This is a genomic window from Novosphingobium sp. KA1 (genome assembly GCF_017309955.1).
Lineage (GTDB): Bacteria > Pseudomonadota > Alphaproteobacteria > Sphingomonadales > Sphingomonadaceae > Novosphingobium.
Map to the genome: position 1 here is coordinate 1,585,001 of NZ_CP021248.1, position 17,678 is coordinate 1,602,678.

A 17,678-nucleotide genomic window follows, 5' to 3' on the forward strand; every position below is an offset into this window, starting at 1 on the left:
CCCTCATGGCGATCGTCGCGAAATGTTCGTCCTCAGCCACTTCCCACAGCACCGCGACGGGCTTCAGCGCCATGCCGCCATAGGGTTCGAGCGGGTTGGGCGCGAGCCGGGTCCAGATCACGAAGCCGTCGCTTGCCGGATCGCCCGAGGCCACACCCAGCGTGAAGGGATCGCTGCCGAATTTCGGATCGGCCATGAGGTTGCGCGGATAAGGGCGCTCCTGCCCGAAAGCTGTAAACGGCAGGGTGCCGATCAGGCCGGCACCGCCGGCACCGAGCAACTGAAGGGCGTGGCGACGATCGAAGGGGCGCATGGGCTGGCTTTCTGCAGGGATCAGTCGGAAAGGCGGGTCTAGAGCAGTTTCCGGTCAACGGATTATAAGGTGGATGAAGGCGGTGCGGCCGTAATCGTCCACCTCGGTGTAGTGCTGGAGCTTGTCGCCCATCAGCCACTTCGGCTTCTCCCCCAGCACGTTGTAGAACTCGTACTTGAGTGTTGCGAACGAGGTGATCTTCTGGGTGAGGCTGAGGTCCACCGTGCCATAGCCCGCACGGCCTTCGTCCAGCCAGGGCGAGGCGCCGACGCTCTCGAGATACTTGCCGCGATAGTTGTAGCGCGCGGTGAAGGCGCTGCGCAGGAACGGGGTGTGCCAGGTCACCCCGGCATTGGCGAGGATCTCGGGCTGATAGAGCATCCGGTCGATGCTGCGGGTGCCGCTGTCGCTCACCACGTCCATGTGCCCCTTCATCCAGGTCAGGTTGGCGAAGAGGTCGAACTTCTGGCCGGCAAACTTGATGCCCTTGTTCTCGATCCGGCCCTCGATACCGAAGATGCGCGAACCGGAAGCGTTGAGGGGCTGGCTGATCTTGTAGGTGGTATCGTCAACCGTCGTGTAGCTGGTGAGGTCGTAGATGTCGTCGGCGATCCACTTGGCGAAGGCACTCACCCCGAACAGGCCCTTGTCGCCGTGGAAGCCCTGCGTGAAGGTCACGTCGAGATTGGTCGCCCGGCGGGGCTTGAGGTCGGGGTTGCCCTGGCTGATCGTGCAGCCCTCGCCGCCGTCGTCGGTCTCGCCGCAGCTCACGCTGCGGGCCTGGGCGACATCGCCGGGCGTCGGGCGGCCGATGGTGCGACTGGCCGAACCGCTGAGCACGGTGCGGCGGGCCAGCCTATATTCCGCCGAGAACGAGGGCAGCGGGAAATCGTAGCCGCCGCGATTGCGGGTCATGCCATCGATCGCGCCTTCCGAGACGTAAGGCGTGTCCGCCGCAAAGCGCGTATGGTCGAGCCGCACGCCCCAGACGAGCGCCAGCCTGTCCGTTCGGTAGTGCAACGCGGCATAGGGCGTCAGCGTGGTCTCGTCATAACGATAGTCGGAGATCAGGCTGTCGTAAGCCGAATTGCTCGCATCGACCGTCAGTTCCGCCATCTTGTCGACAAAGCGATAGTCGATCCACGGCATCGCCCCGATCGCCCCCAGCGCGGTATAGTCCGGCGTGAACAGGTAGTCGGTCATGACCATGCCGGTCTTGTATTCGGTCTCGTCGAGGTTGCGGCGCAGGATCAGGTTGCGCCATTCCGCGCCGACCGCAAAACCCAGCCCGCGATCGTCCTCCTCGGCATTCCAGGTATAGTCGATGCGCGCATTGCCCATGTCCTCGCGGGCGACGCGAAACATGTCGTAGGCCGTGCTGAGGTTGTAGGTCGTCTTTGCCGGATCGAGCGCGTTCACATCGCTGAGCGAGGTCACGTAAGGCAGATTGCCCGGCCCACCGTTCGAGGCATAGGTGATATAGGCCGATTTGGGATAGGCCCGCGCGACGATCGAGTACTGGTGATTGTCGTAGAGCGCCTTGTTGTAGCCGCCCCGGATTTCGAGAACACCCGCACCGGCCTTCCACGAAAGATCGCCGATCACGCCGAACAACCGGCGGTCCCAGTTGTCGTGACGATAGCGCGTATAGATCGAATTGAGCTGCTGGCGGCCGCCGTCCTCGGTCTGGTCATAGATCGCGCTCTTGGTGTAGTAGTCCTGCTTGTTCATGGTGGAATCTTCGTAGCGGCGCCGTCCGAAGGCCATGATCGAGGCATAGAGGCTCTCGTCGGCCGACTGCCATTCGAGTTTGGCCGAACCGCCGTAAGAACGCAGCGTATTGGTATAGCTGGCATATTGCTGGTCGTACGGCACGATCAGGCCGTTCCAATTGGGATCCTGCGGGCTGGCCAGCTTCTTGCCGGCATCGCTGAAGTAGTACTTGGTTGCCTGCCAGTACTTGGCCGAGTTGCGGATGCGCTTCTGGTATTCACCGGAAAGCACGATGCCGAACTGGCCGCCGGGGCCGAAGCGATCGCTGACGACACCCTTGATGCCTTCGCCCCAGTGCGCGCCCGAACCCGTAATGGCGTTGATGTGCGCCGGTCCGCGATAGGTCGAATAGATGCCGTTCAGGTCGATCACCTTGTAGAGCCCGTCGTGATCGAAGGCGCTGCGGGTGGCGACGTTGACGACGCCGCCGATGGCGTCACCGGGAAGCTCGGGGGTAAAGCTCTTGTAGACCTCGTTTCCCGCGCTCATGTTCGAGGGCAGCAGTTGCAGGTTCACCTGCCGCGAACCATCGCCGTCCGAACCGATCGAGGCGATGGAAAGACCGTCGATGGTGGTCGCGTTGAGATTGGCGGAAATGCCGCGGATCGAGATGAAGCGCGGGGTATCGCCTTCCTCGATGCCGGTCACACCGGGCAGGGTGACCAGCTGCTCGACCACCGAGCCATCGCCGCCCGCCAGTGTCGCCACATCGTCGAACCGCACGGTATCGACCACAGCCGTCGCCTTGCGGGTCATGCGCGAGGGCACGCGGCGGGCTTCGACAAGGATCGCACCGCCACGGTTCGGCGCGGCAACCGCCGTGCCGTCACGCCGCCCCAGCGTGATGACGGTGCCGTCGATCGACATGACGTCCAGCCCGGTGCCGCGCAGCAGCCGGCCCAGCGCTTCATCGATATCCAGATTGCCCTTCACCGCATTGGTGCGCCTGCCCCGCGTCAGGTCCTTTTCGACAAGGACCTGCACCCCGGCCTGCCGCGCAAAGCTCTGGATGCCCGCGGCGGCGGGCTGGGCGGGTACATCGATCGATGCGGTGCGGGCCTCCACGGCCACGGGCGCGCAGATCGCTGCCAGCCCGGCGCCAAGCATCCATATCGAAGTACGCGAAACCGAAAACATGAAACCTCCACCTGTTGCTGCACAGGAAGAGGATCGACAAAAACAAACCCCTCACTTTTATTCAGAAAAATTTCAGATTACTATTCGATGACTATTTCATTTCCATTTGATGACACTTTAGCGTGCGTCAGACTTGCCAGCGCCTGTGCGAATTCCTGTGCCTGGCTGGTCTGGAAATAGCCGACCAGCCGGTACTGTGCCGCACGCGGGTTCCGGATGCGGATCGGGCGCAGGCTATAGCGGTTGAATTCCGCCGCCGCCTGCAGACCCGTCTCGCCATCCAGCCCGATCTCGCCCCGCCGCCAGGCCAGCGCCTGATCCACGTCCACCGCCACCGGCGGTGCCTGCACGGCGATGTCGGTGCGCAGCAGCGCCTCGTCCCCGCGCGCGATGGCCATGGGGCGTTGCCCCGAGCCGTCGACCCAGGCCAGAACCCGTCCTTCGCTGACGACCACCCGCACGCCCTGCGCGACACTGCGCACCGAAAACGCGGTGCCGGTAGCCCGCACATGCACGCGGCCCACCGTGACTTCGAACGGCCGCGCGCGGTTGTGCGCAACCCTGAACCACGCTTCCCCCTGCCGCAGCGTCAGATCGCGGCGCGCGTGCGAATAGGCAACGTCGAGCTGGCTACCGGTGTTGAGCGCGGCAAGCGAGCCGTCCGCCAGCGTGACCTGACGCTGTTCGCCGATTTCGGTGGCATAGTCCGGCGCGGTGGGCCCCAGCAGGAACAGCGCCAGTGAAGCAGCCATGGCGGCCAGGCCGCCCACCGCAGCCGCCACCGCAGCCGGGCGTATCCACCGCTGCCAGCGGGGCCCCGCCTGCTCCGCTTCCGGACGAGGCACCGCATCGAGCAGGTTCAGAACCGCCTGCGCGCGCACAAAAGCGCCGCGATGGCGGCGATCCGCATCGAGCCAGGCATCGAGTTCGGCCTGCTCCGCCGCATCGAGCACTCCCGCGTCGCCGCGCATGGCCCAGGCACCGGCGATATCGTCAATGGAGGGCATGGATGGCAGGCTCGTCTCGGGTATCGGGCTTCGGGTCGGGAGTGCGGGCGCTGTCGGGCTTGCAGTCGTCATGCCGGTCATCGTCACCGGCCATCATTTTCATCAGCAGGCGCAATCCGCGCAAGGCATTATTCTCGACCACTTTCTCGGTCACGCCAAGGTAGCTGGCGGTTTCCTTCTGCGAAAATCCATGGAGCCGGCGCATTTCCAGCGCATGGCGATAGGCCGGCGGCAGCGCGGCGATCAGGTCGAGCGCCCGGCGCAGTTGCAGCCGCGCGCCGACCGCCTGCTCGGGTGAAGGCGCTTCGTCCGGCATCCCGTCGATTTCGGCCTGATCCGCCGCCTCGAAAGGCACCAGCCGCGCCCGGCGCACGCCGTGGACGACGATCGAGCGAACCGTGGCGAAGAAGTAGGCACGGCCGTTCAGGATATGCCGGTGGTCTGGCAGTTCGGACAGCCGGCAATAGGCCTCCTGGACAACGTCGTCGACATCCCCCTGCCCGCGCAGGCTCCTGCGCAGCCACGCGCGGACTTCCGCCTCATGCGGCAATATCTGCGAGGTGATCCAGCGGATCCTCTCCTCGCGCAAATCCTGTGCGGACACCAGTGCGACCCATTGACCTAGGACCTGGACGGTCCGGCGCCCCAAAGCCACAACGGTGCGACACATTCATGACATTACGCGATTTTTTACGTCATCGTCCCAGCAGGGTCGGCGCATCGATGGTGAACTTGAAGCCGAAGATCAACGCGTCCTTGATGTCCCTGGTGCGGAAGGGCGCGCCGGTCTGGTCGGGATGCAGGATGTACTGGACATTGGGCGATATGCGGATCGCCGGGCCGAGCTGGGCGCCATAGGCCAGTTCCATCATGTACTGGTGACGCTGGATTTTGCCGTCGCCGCCCGCCGAGACCCGCGCGGCGCGCATGCGCTCCATGGCAAGGTCGCTGAAACGCTGGTCGCTGATCATGAAGCCGATGGTATCGGCATCGCGCCCGGCGAAAGTGCCGGTCTGCACCACGCCGAAGTCGAAGAAGCGGCTCTCCTCGACGCGGCCGGACAGGTTCGTCATCGCCACGCCAAAGACACTGAGGCCGCGCTCTGAATTGGGATCGGGCCGGGTCAGGCGCTGATCGAAGCGGAAGTAAATGCCTGAGCGGCCGTTGCGGGTCTGCGCCTCGCGCCCGGTGAGGATGGCGATGCCGCCCTGATCGTCACGCAGCGGATCGGCATAGTCGCCCCGGTCGAACCAGCCACCGACGATGTAGTGGCCGGGCAGGCGCACGCCCTTGCCTTCATTGGAGTAGCCCAGTTCCCACGGCACGATCACGCCGGTGGCGTTCTTGATGCTCGGGTTGAAGCCGTGGTCGCTGGCGCGCTTGCGGTCCGGGTTGACCTCGTAAGCGCCGACATGGACGGTCACGTGCGGCAGGACTTCGGCCTTGGCGCGGATCATCCAGCTCGATGCCGGAAAATAGGTGAAGTTGCTGTTCTTGAAGACGAACGTCGGGTTGCCGCAGCCGGAGTTGCCCTGGAAGTTGCAGTAGATCGGCGAGTTCAGGAAATGGATGTTCGCCTGGCTGCGCCCCGCCTCGATCATCAGGCGGTCGTTCAGCAGCTTCTGCTCCCAGGTCAGGATCGCGAGGTGGGTGTTCTGGGTGCCCCAGATTTCCTGAACCGAGGTGTTGTTGCCCAGCGCCAGCGCCGAAAGGCTGTCGCCATGGCGGTTGGTGATCGCGGCGTGGATGGTGCCACCGCCGATGCCGACGATACGGTCCATGTCGAGGTCCGCCCCGACATAGATCTGCCCGGCATAGGCAGCGTCGCGGCGCAGACCGCCGGTGACGTTCGTTGCCGCCTCTCCGGTGTAGCTGAGCGCGAGGGTTATGCCGTCATCGGCCAGCGGCTGCCACGGCTTGGTAGCTTCAGCCTGTGTCTCTGTGGCCGTTGTGTCCTCTGAAACCGCCTCCTGCGCCATGGCGGCAGACATGCCAGCAAACAAGGAAAGGGCGATGGCACCTGCGCAGCAGGCGCCCTTGAGCAGTGCGAACCGCATCGAAACGTATCCTCTCATGGGTCGGCCCGGTCTTGTGCCGGACCGGAATTATGTCAGCCGGCGGCAGCTTCCGCCGAGGTCGGGCGCGGCTTGAGCAGGCCGACAAGGACCCCGCTCACCAGCACGCCCGCCAGAATGGCCACCCCGTAGACCGCCAGATGCGTGACCGCGCCGGGGATCGGCAGGACAAACACGCCGCCATGCGGCACCTTGAGTTCGACTCCCGCCGCCATCGAAATCGCCCCGGCAATCGCCGAGCCCGCCATCAGCGAGGGGATCACCCGGAACGGATCGCGCGCGGCGAAGGGGATCGCGCCCTCGGTGATGAAGGCGAGGCCCAGCACGGCGGCGGCGCCTCCGGCCTCGCGCTCCTCGGTCGTGAAACGATCGCGGAACAGGCGGGTGGCAAGGCCCACGGCGAGCGGCGGCACCATGCCTGCCGCCATCGTCGCGGCCATCGGCGTGTAGACCTGACTGGAAATCAGCCCGACCGAGAAGGCATAACCCGCCTTGTTGACCGGCCCGCCCATGTCGAAGGCCGACATCGCGCCCAGGATCACGCCCAGCAGGATCGCGCTCGATCCCTGCATCGAGCGCAGCCACTCGGTCAGGAACGCCAGCGCGGCAGCGACCGGCGTGCCCACTGCGTAAATCATCAGCAGTCCGGTCAGCAGCGTGCCCAGCAGCGGCAGGATCAGCACCGGCTTCAGGCCCGCAAGGTTCTTGGGCAGCTTGATAAGCCGGTTCAGCCATTCGACGCCGTAACCGGCGATGAAGCCCGCAACGATGCCGCCCAGGAAACCCGCGCCCAGATTGGCAGCCAGCATCCCGCCGATCATGCCCGGCGCGATGCCGGGACGGTCGGCCACCGAATAGGCGATATAGCCCGCCAGCGCCGGCACGATCAGCGCGAAACCGCCCTGCGCGCCGATGCGGAACAGGGCACCCGCAAGTGTACCCTCGGCCGCTGCGCCGTTGGCATTGATGCCCCCCAGCGCAAAGGCCATGGCAATCATCAGGCCGCCCGCGACCACGAAGGGCAGCATGAAGGAAACGCCGGTCATCAGGTGCTTGTAGGGACCGGCCCGCTCGGCAGCGGCACCGGCGGTCTCGGCCGAAGCCGCGCCGCCCTGCACTTTTGCTTCGGTCAGCGCGCGTTCGATCAGCGTCTTGCCGCCCGAGATGGCGGGCTTGGTGCTCGATGCGAAGACCCGCTTGCCGGCGAAGCGCGCACGGTCGACCTCACGGTCCGCGGCGATGATGACAACATCGGCCGCAGCGATCTCTTCCGCCGTCAGCGGCGAACCGGCGCCGACAGAGCCCTGCGTTTCCACGCGGATCGCATAGCCCAGCTGCTTCGCGCCTTCCTGAAGGCCCTCCGCCGCCATGAAGGTGTGCGCAATGCCGGTGGGGCACGAGGTGATTGCCACCACGCGCGGCGTATCGGTGGACGCCTGCGGTTCCTGCACCAGCGCGGCGGCCGGATCGGCCAGCACAGCCTCCAGCGTCACCCGGCGCTGCGGGGCAAGCGGAAGCGCTGTTCCAGCCTCGTCATTGGCGGCGACCAGCAACAGCGTGTCGCCTGCCTGCAATTCCTCGGGCAGAGGGTTAAGCACGCCCTGTCCGGTGCGCACCTCGATCTCGATATCGCGGCCCCTGGCCCGCGCCGCCTTGCGCAGCGCCTCCCCGGCAAGCACGCCCTGTACGGCGGAATCCGCCGCATCGATAACTGCGTAGAGCTTGGCCATTATTCCTCTCCAGCCCCAATTCCCGTTGTGGCTTTCTGCTGCTCCATCCAGCCGCGCGGCATGAACGGGGCGACGCTGACTTCTTCGGCAAGCGCATGGACAGTCGGCAGATCGGGCAGGTTCGGCCCGGCCATGCCCAGCTTGGCAACCGCAAAGGCCGTGGCGAGGCGCGCGGTACGCTCAAGGTCCGCCCCCTCGCCCAGCGCCGCGACGATCCCCGCGACCATGGCATCCCCGGCGCCGACCGTGCTCGCCACTTGCCCGATGGCGAGGCGCGCCGTGGCCGCGCCTTCTGCCGAAAGGAACAATGCCCCCTCCTCGCCCATCGACACGACCACCAGCGAAACACCGCGCGCGCGCAATTCACTGGCCGCTTCGGAAAGCGCCGCCAGATCGGGGAGAGGACGGCCCAGCAACTGGGCCAGTTCCTCCCGGTTGGGCTTCACCACATCGGGCAGCACATCGGCCGTCAGCGCGCACTTCAGCGGCAGACCACTGGTGTCGAGCACCACACGGCACCCGGCGGCGCGCAGCCGCGCCACCAGCGTGACATAGCTATCCGGCGGACAGCCCGGCGGCAGGCTTCCCGCCAGCACCACCAGATCGCCCTCACGCGCGGCTTCGCAGATCGTCGCCGCCACCATTTCGGCGCGGCCCGCATCGACGGCGATCCCGTCCAGATTGATATCGGTCGTGCCCGTCACATCGACCAGCTTGAGATTGACCCGCGTGGCTCCGGCAATGCGGATGAAGCGGTCCTCGATGGCCTTGGCGGCAAACAGCGCGTCGAAAGCGGCAGCATTGTCACTGCCGAGCAGGCCATAGGCGGCGACCGGCATGCCCCAGTCGGCCAGGCAACTGGCGACGTTCACGCCTTTGCCGCCCGCGTTCTGGCGCACCGAGCGGGCGCGGTGGACTTCGCCCACGACCAGCCGATCCAGCAGGACGGTCTGATCGATGGCCGGGTTGAAGGTGACCGTAAGAGTGCGCATCAGCCTTCCCCTTCTTCGATTTCTGGCACATCGAGAGCGCGGATGTCGCCCGCGCTTTCCATATCGAGCGCTTTGGCGGCGAGTGCGCGCAGCCCTTCAAGGCTGGCGCCGCGAATGCGCGCCTTCACTGCCGGAATGTCACGCGGGGTCATCGAAAGCTCGCTGACGCCGAGCCCCACCAGCAGCGCCGCGCCGAAGGGATCACCGGCAATGCCGCCGCAGACGCCGACCCAGCGGCCATGCGCCTTTGCGCCCTCCACCGTCGCCGCGATCATGCGCAGGACAGCCGGGTGCAGGCTTTCGGCATCGCCCGCCAGTTCCGGGTTCTGCCGGTCGATGGCGAGGACATATTGGGTAAGGTCGTTGGTGCCGATCGAGAAGAAATCGGCATGGGCGGCCAGCGAGCGTGCCTGAACGGCGGCGGCGGGGACCTCGATCATGATGCCCACCGGCACCGCCGGCGCATCGAGTTCGGCGCGGATCGCCTCGCACCGGGCGCGCAAGGCAACCAGTTCGTGAACCGAGGTGATCATCGGGAACATGATCGAAAGATCGCCGCCTGCCTTGGCCGCGCGGTAAAGCGCGCGAAGCTGCGGCTCCAGCAAATCTGGCCGACGCAGCAGCAGCCGCGCGCCGCGCACGCCGAGGAAGGGGTTCTCCTCGCGCGGCAGGTCGAGATGCGGCACCTGCTTGTCGCCGCCGATGTCGAGCGCGCGGACGATCAGCGGGCGATCGCCGAGCGCCTCGGTCATGGCACGGTAGATTTCGGCCTGCTCATCCTCGCCCGGGCTGTCGCCGCGTTCGAGGAACAGGAATTCGGTGCGCATCAGGCCGACGCCCTCACCGCCCTGCGCCAGCGCGAACGCGACCTGATCGGGGCGGTTGACGTTGGCAGCGATCTCCACGCGGTGGCCGTCGCGGGTTTCGGCAGGCTTGCCGCGCTCGGCCTCTTCGGCGGCGCGCTTTTCGGCAAGGTCCGCGATCCACCCGCGGGCAGAGGAAAGATCGGCGTCGGACGGGTTCAGCCAGACGCGGCCACTGTCACCATCGACGATGGCGGTGGCTCCGGCGGCAAGGCCGAGCAGGTCCGCACCGCCCGCCACCACCGAAGGCAGGCCCAGCGTGCGGGCCAGGATCGCACTGTGCGAGGTCGGCCCGCCGAGTGCCGTCGCAATGCCGGCAACCCGCGTGGTATCGAGCGTAGCGGTATCCGAAGGCGAAAGGTCCGCGGCAACCAGCACGCAAGGCTCCTCGGGCAGATCGGTCAGCGACCCGGCCGCAAGCACGGGATCGATCTCTGCCAGAACGCGGCGGCCGATGTCGTGAAGGTCGGCCGCGCGGGCGGCGAGCACCGGATTGCCCAGAGCCGAAAGTTGCCCGGCGATCCGGTCCACCGCCTGATGCCACGACCATGCGACCCCGTGCCCCTCCACCATCAACTGGCAGGTGAGCGTGATGAGGTCGGTATCGTCGAGCAGTTCGGCCTGCGCCTTGAAGATCGCCGCATCGCCTGCGCCCAGACGGCGGGTGGTATCGTCGATCAGCGCCTTCATCTGTGCGCGGGTGCGGGTGAGCGCATCGTTGAGCTGGGTGCCACCACTGGCCAGATCGGTCGGCCGGTCGGGCACGTCGAGTTCCTGCGCGGAGAGCACATGGACCTTGCCGATGGCGAGGCCCGGGCTGGCGGCGACGCCGGCAATCATCTGCGGCTCGCCCACCGGCTTCCAGCCCCGGATCGGCGCGGCGGCCTTCTCGGCAGCGCGCGCGGCGTCTTCCTTCTCGCGCGCGGTCAGGCGGCGGACCACGGCGGCAAAGCTGTCCAGCGCCGCACGGCCCCCTGCCCCTTCGGCGGAGAGAGTCACCCGATCACCAGCACGCAGCCCCAGTTGGAGGAGGGAAACGAGGCTGCGAGGATCGGCGCTCTCCCCGCCGTGACGTACGCGCAGGCGCACGCCAGAGGCACGCGCCGCTTCGACCCAGGCCGAAGCGGGACGGGCATGGAGGCCGGTTGGGTAATCGACCGTCCATTCAATGGTTTCTGCATAGTCGGCCGCCGGTTCGGACGGGGAGGACGCCTCCCCGTCTTCCCACAGGGCGCGCGAAAAGGCGGCCGGATCGTCGGTAGCGACAAGCGCGGCAAGGCGCGGCTCGTCCTGAATGAGGCGGGTCAGGCGGCGCAGGATGGCAATGTGGCTGTCCGAATTGGCAGCAATACCGACCACCAGATGAGCGCGCTGGCCGGGGTTCCATTCCACCCCGTCGCGCAGCTGGAGGATCGCCACGCCGTCGCGGCGGACCAGCCCCTTGTCCTCACCCAGACCATGCGGAATCGCGACGCCCGCGCCAAGGAAGGTGTTGGCCACACCCTCACGGCGGACCATGCTGTCCTCGTATCCGGGTGCGACGCATCCGGCGGCGACCAGAAGCTGGCCGACCTGGCGAATCGCATCGACCTTGTCTGCCGCACTGGCGTCAATTCGTACGAGATCCTCGACCCCCGAGGCGGGCGCATCTGCGAGCATTTCAAGCCTCTCCTGACCGTTTTGATAACGAGTCTTCGATGACTCTAGAAAACGTTTTCTCGCGATCGTTGTCAAGAGAATGCTTGCGATCATGCGAAGAGATGAGGCATAGTCCGCCGCAGGAGAGGGGCGAAACGCTCCAGCAAGTGAGAACGATTTCTCGAATGGTGCACCACTGATGGCAGTTGGAATCAAGGACGTAGCCCGGGTCGCCGAAGTGTCGCCCGCCACCGTTTCGCGGGTGCTGTCGGGACGCAGTGTCGATCCGGCGATGCAGGAACGGGTGCTCGCCGCGGTCAAGTCCACCGGCTACCGCCCCAACCTCGCCGCGCGGCGGCTGCGCTCGCAGCATACCAACACCATCGGCCTGATCGTTGCCGATATCCGCAACCCCTTCTTCACCGCCGTCTCGCGCGCCATCGAAAACCTGGCCACCGCGCAGGGACTGCGGGTGATCCTGTGCAACACCGACGAGGACCCGGCCAAGGAAGCCGCCTACCTCGAACTCATGCACGAGGAACGCGTCACGGGGGTAATCTTCGCGCCCTGCCGCCAATGGGTGGAGAAGGCGGAGAGACTGGAGCCGGGCTTTCCCGTCGTCCTCATCGACCGCAGCCTGCCCTCGGCGGGGCTCGACAGTGTCCTGCTCGACAATGAAAGCATGGCCGCCGAGCTGGTCGCCCACCTCCACGCACAGGGCCATCGCCGGATAGCGGGGCTGTTCGGCGCCGCCAGCAGCACGGGCATCGAGCGTCGCGCCGGGTTCGAACGGGCCGCACGCAAGCTGGGCATGGAAGCCACCGCCGTGGAAATGCCGCATGCCACCGAGGCGGCACAGCGTGTCGTCACCGACTTGCTGTCCGGCCCGGTCCGGCCCGACGCGCTTGTCGCCAGCAACGGCGTCATGCTGCTGACGGTCCTGCGCGCCCTGCGGACCCTCGGTCTCGAAGCGCCCAGCGACATAGCCCTTGCCGGGTTCGACAACAACGACTGGATGGAATTCGTCGGCGGCGGCCTCAGCGTCATCGAACAGCCGGTCGAGGAGATCGGCCGGACCGCGATGACCATGCTGCTGGACCGGCTCGACCATCCCGATGCACCGGCCCGCAAGGTCGTGCTGGCAGGGCGCCTCATCACGCGTGGATCGAGCGGGCCCCGCGGCGCCGCCGCCCAACCTATCGGAGCCTGACCAACCATGACCGACTTCAGCGCCAAGCAATCGATCGGCCGCGACACGCATCTCTGCATGTCGCTTTCGGCACGCCCCGGCAACGCCGGGTCGCGCCTGCACAACACGCTTTACGGACTGCTGGGGCTGGACTTCGTCTACAAGTCCTTCTCCACTACCGATCTGCCGGCCGCCATCGGCGGCGTGCGGGCGCTTGGCATTCGCGGCTGCGCGATCTCGATGCCGTTCAAGGAAGCGGTGATCCCGCTGCTTGACGGGCTTGAGGATTCGGCCCGCGCGATCGACAGCGTGAACACCATCGTCAATGAAGACGGAGTGCTGACCGGCTACAATACCGACTATACGGCGGTGCGCGATCTGGTCGCCCGGCGCGGCATCGATCCCGCCACCCCCTTCCTGCTGCGCGGCAGCGGCGGCATGGCCAAGGCCGTGGCTGCAGCCCTGCGCGACCTCGGCTTCCGCGACGGAACCGTGATCGCCCGCAATGCCGAGGCCGGCCCCGCACTTGCTGCCCAATACGGTTTCCGCTGGCTACCCGAACTGCCCGAACAAAATGCGGCCATGCTGGTCAACGTGACCCCGATCGGCATGGAAGGCGCCCAGGCCGGCGAACTCGCCTTCACGCCCGCGCAGATCGCGGCCTGCGAAATCGCTTTCGACGTTGTCGCGCAGCCCGCGGAGACACCGTTCATCAAGGCTGCTCTCGCGGCCGACAAGACGATTATTTCCGGCGCCGAAGTAATCGTTCTTCAGGCCGTCGAACAATTCTTTCTCTACACCGGCATTCGTCCCGACGATGAAGCCATTGCCAAGGCCACCGCCTTCGCGCATGGCCCTGCCGTAGCCCAGCGGCTGCGCGACGCGGCGTAACGCCTGCCCCAAGGGGTGAACCCGCGCCGGCAATGCCATCGAACTGTCCGGAACATGGGGTAAGGGAACCATCATGAGACCAACCACACTCACCCGTTTCCTGCTTGAAAAGCAGCGCGAGCCGAACTCGACCTGTCCGCCCGAACTGCGCCTGCTGATCGAGACGGTCGCCCGCGCCTGCAAGGCGATCAACCATGCCATCGCCAAGGGCGCGCTGGGCGACGTGCTTGGCAGCCTCGACAGCGAGAACGTCCAGGGCGAAGTCCAGAAGAAGCTCGATGTGCTCGCCAACGAACTGCTGGTCGATGCCAACGAGTGGGGCGGCCATCTGGCCGGCATGGCCTCGGAAGAGATGGAGACGATCCACCCCATTCCGAACCGCTACCCCAGAGGCGAATACCTGCTGGTCTATGATCCGATCGATGGTTCCAGCAATGTCGACGTCAACCTGTCGGTCGGCACGATCTTTTCGGTTCTGCGCGCGCCCGAGGCCTGCGCCGGACGGGAAGTGCGCGAGGAAGATTTCCTGCAGCCCGGCACCGCGCAGGTCGCCGCCGGCTACGCGATCTACGGCCCGCAGACGCTGCTGGTGCTGACGATCGGTTCGGGCGTCTACGAATTCACGCTCGACCGTGAACTCGGCGCCTGGATCATGACCGACGGCCCGATGCAGATCCCCGCGGGCAACTGCGAGATCGCCATCAACATGGCGCGCCGTCCGCAATGGGCACCCGAAGTGGCCACGTTCATCGACGACCGCCTGACCTCCGGCAAGGGGCCGTGCGGGCGAGATTACAACATGCGCTGGACCGCCTCGATGGTGGCCGACGTCCACCGCATCCTCAAGCGCGGCGGCGTGTTCCTCTATCCCGCCGACCATCGTACCCCCGGCAAGGCCCGCCTGCGCCTGCTCTACGAAGCCAATCCGATGAGCTTCCTCGTCGAACAGGCCGGCGGCGCCTCGATCGACGGTGCCGGACGCATCATGGAGGTCACGCCGGTCGGCCTGCACCAGCGTGTCGGCCTGATTCTGGGCGACAAGGACCAGGTGGCCGAACTGCGCAGCGCAGTTCCCGCCTGACGCGCAAGGAGGCCGCGTCCGGAATTGGGCGCGGCCTCCTTTCCGTTCACGCGGCCGAAGCCAGCGGATAGCTGGCCGTCAGCGCTTCAAGCCGCCAGCGGATGTCCGCGGGCATCGGGAAACGGTCGCGGTTGTAGTCGCGGTGGCCGTTGCCGGCCTGCTCCACCAGATCGTCATGCATGCTGCCCATCAGCCCGTTGATGGCGCTGAGGAAGCGGGACATGCGATAGACCTGCTCGTCCGGTCGCAACGTGCGCATCGCATCGTAGAACGACACCTGCCGGCTCACGACCTTGCGCATCATGTGAAAACGGTGCCCGGTGAGCGCGCCTTCACCAAGCCAGGACGCCAGACGCCGGAATTCGAGCTTGCGGAAGGCGAGAAAGCCCATGGCATCGTCGAGACGGACCTGCTCGACCTCGCGGCGCACCGCCAGCCATGCAGGCCAGAGCAGGAGAAGGCGCAGCAGGAGCGCGTAAGCAGGCACCGCCAGCCGCCGCCGATTGCGGAAGGCATCCTGCAAGTGCCCCATCAGCGCCACCGTCGAGCGGAACAGCAGGGGTGCCTTGTGGCGGCGGCCATACAGCACCAGGGCAAAGCGCAGTTGCTTGTAGGAAGCGCGGATATGCTTGTAGCGCACCCGTGCATCCTGCGGCAGATCGCCGGTGACCAGCAGTGTCGCGACAAGATCGCATAGGGCCCGGCGGTCCGCATGTTCGTGCCAGAACTGTACGCAGAGATCGAAGCAGGCCTTCATGTCCTCCTCGCTGCAGGCGACGGGGACCGGGTCGGGAAGACTGACGACGGGATCGACCACGTCGTCCATCTCCACCGCCTGGAACAGCGCGGCAAGGGTCTCGGCCTTGTAGCGGTGACGCGCGCTCATGCCTGCGCCTCCGGCGCCATCACGGAAACGAGCATGTCCCGCTCCCGGTAGGCCCAGAGCGTGGGCAGCAACATGAACAGCGCCTTGAGCGACACCCCCGCCACATAGGCAAGGCCCGCGCCGGTGATGCCGAAGAAATGGATCAGCACAAACAGCAATAGCGCATAACCCGCCGCCGCCGTGCCTTCCGAGACCAGCGCGGAACGCTGGCGCCCGGCCATGTAGAGCAGCGATTCCAGCGGGAAACTGGCCATCGTCACGATCAGCGAAGCGGTCATCAGCTGAAGCAGGTCATAAGCCTCGACATAACGCTTGCCGAACACCAGGCCGATCACCGGTTCGCCGCCGACCATCACCACCAGCAGGATCAGGAGCCCCATGCCGCCCGAGATGAAGGCGCTGCGGATCGCCAGCTGCCAGGGATGCCGGCTGGCGGGGTCGAGGCGCATGATCTCGGGATAGAAGCTGCGCGACATGAGGTCGGCCGGCTTGCTGGCGGAATCGAAAAAGGTCGCGGCGATCTTGAACAGGCCCGCACTCGTCGGTCCGAGCATGGCGCCGACGATGAGGTTGCTCACCGGCCCCCAGGCCGCCCAGATCGAATGGGCGATGTTGGTCGTCCACACGAAGTTCCAGGCCGTCTTGAGCCGCCGTCCCGGACCGATCAGGCCCGGACGCAGGGCGCCGGCGATGCCGCGGCGCCGCAGTTCGATCACCGACATGATCCACAGGCACACGTCACCGGCAAGATCCGCGACAAACCAGGTGATCATGAAGCCGATGAAGCCGAAATTGCCGAAGTACGAGACCACGCCGCCCAGGGCCCGCAGGGCCGGGGTGACCAGCTGCTGCAGGGCCAGCTGGTCAAAGCGGTCCAGCACACGCAGGACACCCGTGGGCGTCGCGGCGGTCATCGTCGGGATCAACAGGCAATAGACCATGGCGAGGTGGACGTCCTCGGCCGGAATGTCGAACCAGTCGGCCAGAAACGGCAGCAGCGCCAGGCCGCCGACCAGGCCCACAAGCCCGCTGGCAAGGTCCAGCCCGAAGGCAAAGCCGGTCACGTCGCGCAGTTCATCGATATCCCCGCGCCCGAGCGCCGGAGTGCCGTAGCGCACGATGAACTGCCAGGTCTGGAACTTGACCAGCGCGCCCACGCCATTGGCATAGGAATGGATGATGACCAGCGTACCGAACAGCCCCGGCGTCATCCCCCGCCCGGCACAGGCCAGCGCGACAAGGCCCAGAAGCGCCGCCACCAGCTTGCCCGAGCCGAGGTAGGAGGCATTGCGCACGATCGTGCGGAACACCCCGTCGGCGAACCAGTGCTTCACGTTGAGCGTATTGCGGTTGAACGACTTGATCGAGAGGCTTTTCATCACGCGGCCTCCTGCGCAGGGGCCGCGCCCAGCGCAAGCAGCCGCTCGGCGATGGCAGCGCGGGCCTGTGCAAGAACCTGTTCCAGCGGCTGCTCCGCGTCGATTTCGACGATCGGCGCCCCTTCAAAGGTCAGGCGCGGCACGTCGGCGACCTTGCGGGCAAGCGAGGAGAGCCGGTGGTCGGGCTTGCGGGCGACCGCCACGTCGAGCGAGACATTGAGCCGCAGCACGAGATCAGGGCGATTGGCGACCATCGCCGCGTAACGCCGGTGTTCGGCCCGCGCGAGCAGGCCGACAAGGCCCGAGGCCTCCATCGAACTGGCCAGTCCCAGCCCGTCCATCGGCCCGGGGACCCCGAGCTGCGGGAAACGGTCGCCGATCACGGCGAAACCTTCGCGCCGCAGCTTCATCATGCGCGCAAAGCGGTACACCCGGCGCATCGAGAAGAGGTAGATCACCAGCGCCGCGAGCAGGCCGGGGCCCTTGTCGGTCTGGGCTTTCTGCGCCTTGGCATGGATCGACTTGTCGAGCCTGCCGCCGAGCAGCGGCAGGCGCGCGATGGCGCGGCCGATATTGCCGGACTGCTTGCCGAGGTGGCAGATCCGCGTGGGACGGCGCTCGTTCATCCAGGCGCAGAGCGCCTCGGTCACGGTCGACTTGCCCGAGCCGTCGCAACCGACGACGGCGATGAGGGGAGGCAGGGTTTCGAATTTCATGGAGGAAC

The 17,678-nt window shown here is 66.4% G+C and carries 14 protein-coding genes (1 of these 14 cut by a window edge); 3 read left to right on the forward strand and 11 right to left on the reverse strand.

The window, feature by feature from the left end:
• The 8 genes from CA833_RS24615 to ptsP all read right to left on the reverse strand — a co-directional run.
• Window positions 1-313, reverse strand: partial view of an alkaline phosphatase gene (locus tag CA833_RS24615; RefSeq protein WP_207080534.1) — the 5' end (the start) only. Its footprint begins 1,322 nt before the window's first position; only the first 313 of its 1,635 coding nucleotides appear in the window; it begins with the start codon at window positions 311-313; the stop codon falls past the left edge of the window.
• A gap of 54 nt (window positions 314-367) precedes the next feature.
• Entirely contained in the window at window positions 368-3,223 is a 2,856-nt protein-coding gene (locus tag CA833_RS24620; RefSeq protein ID WP_207080535.1) for a TonB-dependent receptor, read from the reverse strand.
• An 80-nt stretch (window positions 3,224-3,303) separates the two neighbouring features.
• Window positions 3,304-4,230 carry a FecR domain-containing protein gene (locus tag CA833_RS24625; protein WP_207080536.1) on the reverse strand — a complete coding sequence of 309 codons (927 nt, stop codon included), beginning with the start codon at window positions 4,228-4,230 and terminating at the stop codon, window positions 3,304-3,306.
• Window positions 4,217-4,834 (reverse strand): RNA polymerase sigma factor, encoded by a 618-nt coding sequence (locus tag CA833_RS24630; RefSeq protein ID WP_185928810.1) that lies wholly within the window; start codon window positions 4,832-4,834, stop codon window positions 4,217-4,219. Before CA833_RS24630 ends, CA833_RS24625 begins: the two co-directional genes overlap by 14 nt.
• A gap of 91 nt (window positions 4,835-4,925) precedes the next feature.
• Window positions 4,926-6,287: a carbohydrate porin gene (locus CA833_RS24635; RefSeq protein WP_207080537.1), complete on the reverse strand. Its 1,362-nt coding sequence runs from the start codon at window positions 6,285-6,287 to the stop codon at window positions 4,926-4,928.
• 53 nt (window positions 6,288-6,340) lie between these two features.
• On the reverse strand, window positions 6,341-8,035 hold the full coding sequence (locus tag CA833_RS24640; protein WP_207080538.1) for a fructose-specific PTS transporter subunit EIIC: 1,695 nt from the start codon (window positions 8,033-8,035) through the stop codon (window positions 6,341-6,343).
• A complete protein-coding gene (gene pfkB, locus CA833_RS24645; protein WP_207080539.1) occupies window positions 8,035-9,027 on the reverse strand; it encodes a 1-phosphofructokinase in 993 nt (330 codons plus the stop codon). Before pfkB ends, CA833_RS24640 begins: the two co-directional genes overlap by 1 nt.
• Window positions 9,027-11,549, reverse strand: coding sequence for a phosphoenolpyruvate--protein phosphotransferase (gene ptsP / locus CA833_RS24650; protein ID WP_207080540.1), 2,523 nt, complete (start codon window positions 11,547-11,549; stop codon window positions 9,027-9,029). Before ptsP ends, pfkB begins: the two co-directional genes overlap by 1 nt.
• 178 nt (window positions 11,550-11,727) lie before the next feature.
• Between ptsP and CA833_RS24655 the strand changes: the two genes are divergently transcribed.
• From CA833_RS24655 to CA833_RS24665, 3 genes are all read left to right on the forward strand, one after another.
• Window positions 11,728-12,738 carry a LacI family DNA-binding transcriptional regulator gene (locus tag CA833_RS24655; RefSeq protein ID WP_142639105.1) on the forward strand — a complete coding sequence of 337 codons (1,011 nt, stop codon included), beginning with the start codon at window positions 11,728-11,730 and terminating at the stop codon, window positions 12,736-12,738.
• A 6-nt stretch (window positions 12,739-12,744) separates the two neighbouring features.
• Window positions 12,745-13,608, forward strand: coding sequence for a shikimate 5-dehydrogenase (locus CA833_RS24660; protein ID WP_142639107.1), 864 nt, complete (start codon window positions 12,745-12,747; stop codon window positions 13,606-13,608).
• Window positions 13,609-13,681: 73 nt separating this feature from the next.
• A complete protein-coding gene (locus CA833_RS24665) occupies window positions 13,682-14,689 on the forward strand; it encodes a class 1 fructose-bisphosphatase (protein ID WP_142639109.1) in 1,008 nt (335 codons plus the stop codon).
• A gap of 46 nt (window positions 14,690-14,735) precedes the next feature.
• Here CA833_RS24665 and CA833_RS24670 read toward each other — a convergent pair whose 3' ends face one another.
• Genes CA833_RS24670 through CA833_RS24680 form a run of 3 tightly spaced genes read right to left on the reverse strand, consistent with a single transcriptional unit; the run spans window position 14,736 to window position 17,670 of the window.
• On the reverse strand, window positions 14,736-15,575 hold the full coding sequence (locus CA833_RS24670; protein ID WP_142639111.1) for a hypothetical protein: 840 nt from the start codon (window positions 15,573-15,575) through the stop codon (window positions 14,736-14,738).
• Window positions 15,572-16,954 carry a lipopolysaccharide biosynthesis protein gene (locus CA833_RS24675; RefSeq protein ID WP_242526492.1) on the reverse strand — a complete coding sequence of 461 codons (1,383 nt, stop codon included), beginning with the start codon at window positions 16,952-16,954 and terminating at the stop codon, window positions 15,572-15,574. The genes CA833_RS24670 and CA833_RS24675 overlap by 4 nt, the downstream gene beginning before the upstream one ends.
• On the reverse strand, window positions 16,954-17,670 hold the full coding sequence (locus CA833_RS24680; protein ID WP_142639113.1) for a nucleoside triphosphate hydrolase: 717 nt from the start codon (window positions 17,668-17,670) through the stop codon (window positions 16,954-16,956). The genes CA833_RS24675 and CA833_RS24680 overlap by 1 nt, the downstream gene beginning before the upstream one ends.
• Between the last annotated feature and the right edge of the window lie 8 nt (window positions 17,671-17,678).